This window comes from Flavobacterium collinsii (genome assembly GCF_902804485.1).
In the GTDB taxonomy this organism is placed as follows: domain Bacteria; phylum Bacteroidota; class Bacteroidia; order Flavobacteriales; family Flavobacteriaceae; genus Flavobacterium; species Flavobacterium collinsii.
The window spans coordinates 24,593-31,998 of the sequence record NZ_CADCST010000060.1 but is presented as its reverse complement, the minus strand read 5'-3'; the positions used below and the strand labels follow the sequence as shown (position 1 = coordinate 31,998).

Here is a 7,406-nt window from a genome sequence, read left to right as displayed (position 1 = left end):
CTATTATTCTTAATTGCAAAAAATAATAAATTTAAACGTGAAGAATTTCCAAATTTTTCAAAATCTAAATATTTAAAACTGACAATGTCTAAATCTCTTTGACAGCTAAATAAAAGACCAAGAGATATAAATACTACAAATAATTTCTTTTTAATTTTCATAATTTCTTTTTAATTAAAATCCTGGAGCCAACTTATAATCATATTCCCCTCACTCGCGCGAGCGTCCCGCTCATGGACACAATCAAAATCAATCCGTTTTCTTTTCAAACCATCGACTCCTCACCTTTAGATTTATTTTTTTTCCCAAAAGCAGTAATCAACTAAATTTGCGATCGCACGCGGGACGCTCGCGCCAGCGAAGGGAAGCAAATCGATACGGTTATACTTTGAACATCTAAAACATATTCTACCTATTGATTAATCATAGGATAAAACACTTTTTCAATCCTTATCTCAACATTCTTAAAATTATCCCTTAAAATTTTATCAATTTTATTAGAACATAAAGAAGTAATTACAAAACTAGATCCATCTAAAAGTTCAATTTTTGCATAGTAGTAATTACTGAAAGCCAATGTCCCATTAACAGTACCTTTCGAGCCATTCATAAAAAATATAATTTCACAAATTTCTTCAGAGGTATACTTTAACTTTTCTAAACTGTTTTTATTAATTATTACATTGCTTTCTACAATAAAAACATTATCTAAATTTTCCTTTAAGTAATTAATATGAAGTAATAATACTGGAAAAAAAAAGAATACCAAATAAGAAATTAATATAAAATATCCCCATTTTAATTCTATTACATTTATAAGAAATAATAAAATTAAAAACAATATTGACACAACAATCAAATCAATAAGCATTTTTAGCTGGTTAAAAAAAGTCACTTCTATTTCCATAATCTTTACTTAATTTTATCTAACAAAATTACCCCTCGCTGTCGCGAGCGTCTCGCTTGTGGACACAATCAAAATCAATCCGTTTTCTTTTCGAAACATCAACTCCTCACCTTTATACTTATTTATTTTTTTTCCATAGCAGTAACCAACTTTATTTGCGTTCACGAGAGGGACTCTCGCGCCAGCGGAGGCCAGGAGACTTCGGAGAGCAGGTCACAATTGTGTCAATTTTCAGGACTTATTAAATTCTTTTTTATGCTTACCACAATTACGGACCCAGAAAGCTTATAAATAACAAAATCAAAACTTCTCTTTTTCTTTACTATTGAGTCTCCTAAATCTACTCTTAGACAGCAGTTATCCCATACGCTAACGATCTTTCCAGATCTCAATTTTAGTTTACAAATCGAGTGATCTGAAACATCAATATACTTCTCTAAAACTATACCGGTGTACTCATCATTTAATTCATCTTTATAATTTATCATTTCTACTGATTCTTGAAAAGAAGAAACAAAAAACAGCAAAACAACAAAAACCAATAAAACAATACTCCATTTTTTTTGATTTTTCCTCGATACAATACCTATCATACAATTACCCATCTCTACTAAAAACCAAACACTTATCTTATTGAATATCAAAACCTAAGACAGTAAAATTCCAACTAATACAAAGCAGGAAATGTTCTCACAGCGTTGACGATTAAAACTTCTTAGAACAGCGATTACCTACTATAAGATTTGAACTCCGCATGGAACTGAAAACTTATACCAGGTAATAAAAGTAAATCACACTTACAAGTAAATTAAGAATAACTATTAAATAATTTATAACTTGAATGTATTTAATTTTAAATGCTTTTTTACTCAAAATCGCCATTAATGGGATTAAAAAAATAATATAATAATAAATACAATCATTATAAAATTTATCCTCATTGAAACACATTGAACAACAAAACCTAAAATAAAACCTAACCAACAAAAGAATTATTAAACTTACGATCAAGGCTATATATGATCCATTATCTCTACCAACTACCATTTTTTTTAAATCAAATTTAGAAAACCACGCAAAACAAAAGCAACCAAGAAAACTCTTTCTCTCAGAATAATTCAAAAAAATTCGCATATACTAATAATTATCTTTCTAGTACGCAAAATTTGTGACAAAAAAATGCGAGACCTAAGCCTCGCATTTCTAAATACTTATATACTTTAAATAAAGATCTATTCTACCGTAACTGATTTTGCCAGGTTACGAGGCTGATCTACGTTACATCCTCTCATAACCGCAATGTAGTACGAAAGCAATTGTAAAGGTATTGTAGTGATCAGTGGAGACAATGCATCTGAAGTCTCAGGGATCTCAATTACATAATCGGCTAACTCACGAACTTGTGTATCACCTTTGGTAACTACGGCAATGATTTTACCGCTTCTGGATTTGATTTCCTGAATGTTACTTACAATTTTATCATAATGCCCTTGTTTAGGCGCAATAACAATAACCGGCATGTGCTCATCAATCAAAGCAATTGGCCCGTGCTTCATTTCAGCAGCAGGATAACCTTCAGCATGGATATAAGAGATCTCTTTAAGTTTCAAAGCCCCTTCCAATGCTACCGGGAAATTATAACCACGTCCTAAGTACAAGCAATTTGGCGCATCTTTAAATGCAGCCGCAATTTCTTTGGCTCTGTCGTTAGTCTCTAATGCCTCAGCTACTTTTTCCGGGATTATCTCTAATTCCTGCAAATAGGTATGAAAATCAGTGTTTGATAAGGTTCCTTTAGCTTTACCTAATCTCAATGCGATCATAGTTAAAACTGTAATTTGAGTTGTAAATGCTTTTGTTGAAGCTACTCCAATTTCTGGCCCCGCATGTGTATAAGCACCGGCATGACTTTCTCTTGAAATAGAAGAACCTACTACATTACAAACTCCAAAAACAAAGGCCCCGTTCTCTTTTGCCAATTTAATCGCTGCCATAGTATCTGCCGTTTCCCCTGATTGAGAAATTGCGATTACTACATCGTCTTTATTGATGATTGGGTTACGATATCTAAACTCTGAAGCGTACTCTACCTCGACGGGAATGCGTGTAAATTCTTCAAAAATATACTCCGCTACCAAACCGGCATGCCAAGAAGTACCACAAGCAATGATCAAAATTCGTTTAGCATTAAGGAATTTTTCTAAATTATCCTCAACACCAGCCATCTGAACGATTCCTTCATTTGCATGAAGTCTTCCTCTGTAAGTATCTTTTATAACACTTGGCTGCTCGTAAATTTCTTTTAGCATGAAATGATCATACCCTCCTTTTTCAATTTGCTCCAGGTTCATCTGAAGCTGCTGAATATAAGGATCTACTAAAGAGTCGTCTTTAATTTTTCTAACTTTAAGCGGCTTGTGCAATCTAATGTTTGCCATTTCACCATCTTCGAGATAGATCGCATTTGAAGTGTATTCAATAAAAGGCGAGGCATCAGAAGCAATAAAATACTCTCCTTCTCCAACACCAATTGCCAATGGGCTACCCAATCTGGCCGCTACAATTTCATTTGGATTCTTTTTATCAAAAACAGCAATTGCATAAGCTCCTACTACCTGATTTAAAGCAATCTGAACTGCTTTACCCAACTTCAAACCTTCATTCTTCTGAACTTCTTCAATTAAGTTCACTAAAACTTCAGTATCTGTATCTGATTTAAAAGTATAACCTCTCTTTATTAATTCTTCTTTAAGTGGTGCATAATTCTCAATAATTCCATTGTGAATGATAACCAATTCTCCTGAATTAGAAAGATGCGGGTGTGAGTTTACATCATTTGGAACCCCGTGAGTTGCCCAACGAGTATGTCCAATTCCAATGCTTCCGGTTGCATCTAAGCTATCTTTGGCCTTAGCCTCAAGATCCGAAACTTTACCTTTTGTTTTACAAAGTTTTATACCTGATTCGGCGTCATACAACATAACACCGGCACTATCATATCCTCTGTATTCGAGTCGCTTTAACCCTTTGACTACAATAGGATAAGCCTCTCGATGACCGATATATCCAACAATTCCACACATATATTAATTATTAATTTGGTTTCGTGTAGTAAATTTCAAGCTGTAATTTTTTCCCTGACGGAATATTTGCGCTTGACGTACCTCCAAATAATACAGTCCCTAGCGGACTGATTACCGAAGCTCTTGGTGCCTCTGAGATAACGCTGTTTTTTAGTTTTAGTTTGTTAGATGCAATTACAGTTGCATCTCCTGTAACCACCAAACCTAATTTCACGTTTTTCGCAGTTGCATTCTTAATGATATTACGAATGTGATTCGTTAATCTAATTTTATAAATTGTTCCTCTTTTTGTAGTAGGATCTACATTAATAATACCACTATATACTGCTTTATTCAATAGTGGATTAGACGATGTTCCATCAGAAAGATAATCTGCGATAGGTACATTGTCATCAAGATTATACAAATAAATTCGTTTAGGTTCATAAGAACCTGCCATTTTATCTGTGTCAATAGAAAAAACTAAATTAGCCTCATTAACCAACCATTTCTTCGTTCTGATTTCGTCCAGTTTAGCACCAAAACCATTAAGTTCCAGCACCGCCAATGATCCCTGTCCACCTTTTAGATAAAGTCTGTCGTCTCCTGTTTTATTATTTGGATTCGTTATTACACCAGCATAACCAGCATCTTTAGCCTCCTTAAGTAAACCTGCTGACGCACCTGTCAATTTAATCGTTAAGGTTTTATCCTCCATCGTTGTATCAGGATCCGTCGTTATCGCTGTTTTAGCCTTATACTTAATCGTAATTTTACCTGCTGTTGCAAAATTCAACAAAGCCATATTGGCTGGGCTGGTTCCTGAACGTTCCACCTTAAAATACAACCCTCTAAAATACTCCTGAAAAACATCAGCAGAAGCCAATTTAGCAGCTGGGGCTTTTAGAATTTTATCCAGAAAGAAAGTTTTATTAAGATTCAAACGCATTTCCGGGGCAACTTTGGTACTTGTTTCTTTACCTGTTGTAGGATCCGTACTCGTATCTGTGATCTCACTTGCATCAAAGAAAAACGCTTCATTTTGCGCTACTTTATCATCATCGTTTAATGCCTTACCTGTAGCAACATAAGGTTTTTTAGATTTATCAAAATTGATATAATCGGCTACACCTGTATCTGTGTCCATATCTGTATTATACAGCTGTGCGAATTGTGCTCCTCCATCAAAAAAGGAATTACGCATTTGAACGCCGGACTCATAAACACCTAACTTAATTTTTCCATTAGAAGCTCCATAAATAGAATCTAACACAAAAGTTCGGCTTCCATCAGTATTTGTAGTCTTCACATGATTAAAGTAAGGCACGCTCAATACTACACTTACGATTTCGGGTGCATCACCAATAGTTGGCGCATAGGTTTCTAAATTGAGCTGAGTAACAAAACTGGCAGTTGTACTACCAAAAACCGTATTATCGTAAATACCTAAACCATAATTTACCGTTCCATTTGACTGAATCGGGGTTACTTCCTGATTATAAGCTAAAACATCATATTTTTCAGATTCCAGACCAAAATGATCATCTCCGATCAAACCATCACCAATCGCATTAAAATCTTTATCGCAAGAATATAAAAGGACAACTGTTGCAACTAATAGTATTTTCTTAATAAAAGAAGTATTGTACATGTTTAATAATAAAGTTAAAATTTAAAGACCCATTGTTTTATAGAAATTCGTATACGCTTCAGCGAATGCATCTTTCGTGGCGAAAGGTAAAAAAGGTTTTCCTGAAGATTCTATAAATTTTGTTAAACTTGGAGATACATTCTCAGAAGCTATAATAACAGCATCTGAATGCAAAATACTGGCTTTTAAGATATTTTCGTAATTAGGCACTTCCAAATCAGCAACTGATTCATGCGGAACTCCGTCGAATTTCACTTTATTAATCATTTCCAGATCCAGGTTCTCATCAAAAGATTGTCCGTAAACCGAGGTTACAATTTTAGTCTCAGAAAATAAAGCCTCATTTTTATAATAGTGCTTCATGTAAATAGGTAACATCGAAGCCAGCCAACCGTGAACGTGGATAATATCCGGAACCCAGTTTAGTTTTTTTACTGTTTCAACAACTCCTTTTGCAAAAAAGATAGCTCTTTCATCATTATCAGGATACAAAACCCCTTCTTCATCGGCAAAAGTTGCTTTTCGCTTAAAATATTCATCATTATCAATAAAGTAAACCTGAATTCTTTCTTTCGGGATCGAAGCAACTTTAATAATTAATGGCATATCTAAGTCATTCACTACCAAGTTCATTCCTGAAAGTCTAATTACTTCGTGTAACTGGTGTCTTCTCTCGTTAATATTCCCATATCTTGGCATGAAAATTCTTATCTGACCTCCTTGATCGTTAATCATTTTTGGAACGTCATAAGACATTAAAGAAACCTCATTTTCAGCCAAATAAGGCACGACTTCAGATGATACATATAATATCCTCTTATCTTTCATAATAGTATTTTACTTAATTTTTGGTAATAAAAACGTTGCAAAATTACAAAATTTTATGCAGTTATTAACTAATATATTATGTTTGCACTAAATTTTAATAATACTGCCATGCATATTTTCTACGGTAAAGTAGCTTTGATAGCTTATTTAAAAACTATCAAAACCGCAAATTCTACTATCGGATTTGTACCTACAATGGGCGCTTTACACCAAGGGCATCTGGCTTTAATGCAAAGATCACTTAAAGAAAATGACGATACCGTCGTGAGTATTTTTGTGAACCCAACCCAGTTCAATAACCCTGAAGATCTTGAAAAATATCCGCGTACTCTAGAAGAAGACGTAAAGAAAATGAGAGGTTTAAGCGATAAAATGATTCTTTATGCTCCTACTGTCGATGATATTTATGAAGGCCATACGATCTCTGAGGATTTTGATTTTGACGGTTTAGAAAATCAAATGGAAGGAAAATTCAGACCAGGTCATTTTAACGGAGTCGGAACTATCGTAAAACGCTTGTTTGAAATCGTCACTCCAACCAACGCTTACTTTGGCGAAAAAGATTTTCAACAATTGCAGATCGTTAAAAAAATGGTTGAAAAAAATCATTTACCCGTAAATGTTGTAGGCTGCCCTATTTTTAGAGAAGATAATCAACTCGCAATGAGCTCTAGAAACGAGCGTCTAACTTCTGAAGAACGAAAAGAGGCTTCTATAATTTACAAAGTTCTGACCGAAGCAAAAGAAATATTTCAGAAAGGCACTTCTGAAGAAACCATTCAATTTGTAGAAAATTCTTTCAAAGACAACGAACGATTTGAACTAGAATATTTCGTCATCGCTGACGAATCCACATTATTACCTATAGAACACAAAAGCAAAGACAAAAACTACCGTGCCTTTATAGCGGTATTTGTTAATTCTATAAGGTTGATTGACACCATTTCATTAAATTAAT

General features: G+C 34.1%; 6 protein-coding genes. 1 reads left to right on the top strand and 5 read right to left on the bottom strand.

What is annotated here, in order from left to right; genetic code table 11:
- Window positions 1-412: 412 nt before the first annotated feature.
- The 5 genes from FLA105534_RS03430 to FLA105534_RS03410 all read right to left on the bottom strand — a co-directional run bounded on the left by FLA105534_RS03430 (window position 413) and on the right by FLA105534_RS03410 (window position 6,448).
- Window positions 413-907: a hypothetical protein gene (locus FLA105534_RS03430; protein ID WP_173964652.1), complete on the bottom strand. Its 495-nt coding sequence runs from the start codon at window positions 905-907 to the stop codon at window positions 413-415.
- Between the two features lie 224 nt (window positions 908-1,131).
- Complete coding sequence (locus FLA105534_RS03425; RefSeq protein ID WP_173964651.1) at window positions 1,132-1,500, bottom strand: hypothetical protein; 369 nt, start codon at window positions 1,498-1,500, stop codon at window positions 1,132-1,134.
- A 639-nt stretch (window positions 1,501-2,139) separates the two neighbouring features.
- Window positions 2,140-3,990, bottom strand: coding sequence for a glutamine--fructose-6-phosphate transaminase (isomerizing) (gene glmS, locus FLA105534_RS03420; RefSeq protein ID WP_173964650.1), 1,851 nt, complete (start codon window positions 3,988-3,990; stop codon window positions 2,140-2,142).
- A 10-nt stretch (window positions 3,991-4,000) separates the two neighbouring features.
- Window positions 4,001-5,620 (bottom strand): DUF4270 domain-containing protein, encoded by a 1,620-nt coding sequence (locus FLA105534_RS03415; RefSeq protein ID WP_173964649.1) that lies wholly within the window; start codon window positions 5,618-5,620, stop codon window positions 4,001-4,003.
- 21 nt (window positions 5,621-5,641) lie between these two features.
- A complete protein-coding gene (locus tag FLA105534_RS03410; protein WP_173964648.1) occupies window positions 5,642-6,448 on the bottom strand; it encodes a glycogen/starch synthase in 807 nt (268 codons plus the stop codon).
- 78 nt (window positions 6,449-6,526) lie between these two features.
- On the opposite strand from FLA105534_RS03410, the gene panC reads away from it, so the two are divergent.
- Window positions 6,527-7,405 (top strand): pantoate--beta-alanine ligase, encoded by an 879-nt coding sequence (panC, locus tag FLA105534_RS03405; RefSeq protein WP_173964647.1) that lies wholly within the window; start codon window positions 6,527-6,529, stop codon window positions 7,403-7,405.
- The last annotated feature ends 1 nt before the right edge of the window (window position 7,406 follow it).